The sequence below is a fragment of the Bartonella birtlesii IBS 325 genome (genome assembly GCF_000273375.1).
GTDB lineage: Bacteria > Pseudomonadota > Alphaproteobacteria > Rhizobiales > Rhizobiaceae > Bartonella > Bartonella birtlesii.
Genome location: NZ_CM001557.1, coordinates 1,548,922 through 1,550,760, shown reverse-complemented (window position 1 = coordinate 1,550,760; position 1,839 = coordinate 1,548,922). Strand labels below are relative to the sequence as shown.

Below are 1,839 nucleotides of genomic sequence, written 5' to 3'. Positions count from 1 at the left end.
TCGATAAAACCACCAAGATGCCCAGCTTTGACATCATCAAAATCTTTTTAAGCACGAATGCGATAAAGGTTTATAATATTTCGAGTAAGAGCATGTTTGATTTGTTTAATTTCACTAGTTAATTCATATTTTTTAGACATAAGAAGACCCTCACATAATAGATATGTGTTAAACGGTTAGGAAAATTTGGAATGGGAAATTTGAAAGAGGGGCGCCCCCGCACCGCCCGCATCTTATTTACGCAGCGTCTTTTATGGTGTGATCACAAATTTTGATATGACCATTCAATTTTTTGGTATCTATATATGAATTGCCAAAAACACTCACTTTATCGCAAATATATGTATAGCCTGTAATTTTTGCATTTTCATAAATACAAACATCATCACAAACCACAGCAAAAAACCAAACTTGAGCATTGTCATAAATTCTTGCATTGCCATAAGCTTGTGCATATCCAGTTAATAAAGCATTATCATAGATTTTAGCATGACCTTTTATAACAGCCCTGTCAGATACTTCAGCATGATTCAAAACGCAGGCATGATCGTAAACATAAGTTCTTCCAAAAACCAAGGCATGATCAGCAACCCTTGCATTGTCATAAATTGTTGCACAATCAAAAACTTTAGCATTGCCTTCAATTTTTGCATTATCGAAAACACTAGCGTAATCACAGACTGTAGCGTGATCAGAAACATGAGCATTATTATAAACACAAGCCTTATCATAGACCCAGCAATTACCCTCATGAGAGAGGTTACTTTCCTTTTCAATAAAGCCCCCTAAAGTACCTGCTTTAACATCAGCAAAGTCTTTTAATGCTTTAATACGATAAAGGGTATGATTATTAATTACACGTGTCTCATTTGTGAGTGCAAATTTCTTTTGCATAGCACAATTCCTTTATAAAGAGATTTAAATTTTAAAATGAGATGTTTAAAGAGGAGGCGCCCCCGCCGCGCCCGTATGTTATTTAAGCTGTTTTCCTATGAGGACGACACATAACAAAGCAAATTTCACCATAAGGAGAAAGGCGTTCTGTATAAACATTCTTCATTGTGTCACCACAAATATTCTTAGTAACAATAGCCATGCCACATGCATTGGCATTTTCATAAACATGCACTTTACTTACAATTTTTGCACTATCGAAAACATGGGCATTATCATACACATGGGCATTGGCAAAAACCTTTGCTGAATCGTAGACGCGAGCATTACCATATACAAAACCACCAACACCTGCATTGCCATAAACCTGCGCATTTTCGTAAACACGACCAGGGCTCACAACAATGGCCTGATCACCAACCCAGCAATTACCATCATGGGAAAGATTTTCTTCAGATTCAATATAGCCACCAAGTTGACCAGCTTTAACATCACCAAAATCTCTTAACGCCTTAATGCGATAAAGTTTTTTACCCTCACGAAGAATTGTTTGATTTGTGAGTTGATATTTTTTTACAGAATTTTGCATAATAAATCCTTACGAAATTAGGTTTTTAATTGACAGCCCATAAGGGCGCCGGGCGCTAAAAACACGGTCGTAAGTCCGCCGCTATACTTTCCCCTCGCGAAGGGTATTGTATGGTATAGCTACACCCGACAAAATCGTTATATGCCAATGATAGCACAAAAGAAAGTCAGTATTTTAAGAAATGGGAAAAACCTTACGTGGCTTAACCGCTTACGATTAAGTGTTTTTAGCACTTGAGTATTTATATAACAAAATGCGTATTTATTGTCAATTATTATTTTATATTTTTTGATATTTTTTCTTATTTTTTAAATACGTTGTGTATTGATAATATCTTATGCTTATTAATTTCCTCT

2 protein-coding genes are annotated in these 1,839 nt (G+C 35.6%); both read right to left on the bottom strand.

What is annotated here, in order from left to right; genetic code table 11:
* Positions 1-237: 237 nt before the first annotated feature.
* The gene (locus QWU_RS07415) at positions 238-894 is read right to left on the bottom strand and encodes an LbetaH domain-containing protein (protein ID WP_006589463.1); all 657 of its coding nucleotides are present in this window, start codon (positions 892-894) and stop codon (positions 238-240) included.
* An 82-nt stretch (positions 895-976) separates the two neighbouring features.
* Positions 977-1,483, bottom strand: a complete 507-nt coding sequence (locus tag QWU_RS07410; RefSeq protein WP_017196498.1) for a hypothetical protein — start codon at positions 1,481-1,483, stop codon at positions 977-979.
* Positions 1,484-1,839: the final 356 nt, after the last annotated feature.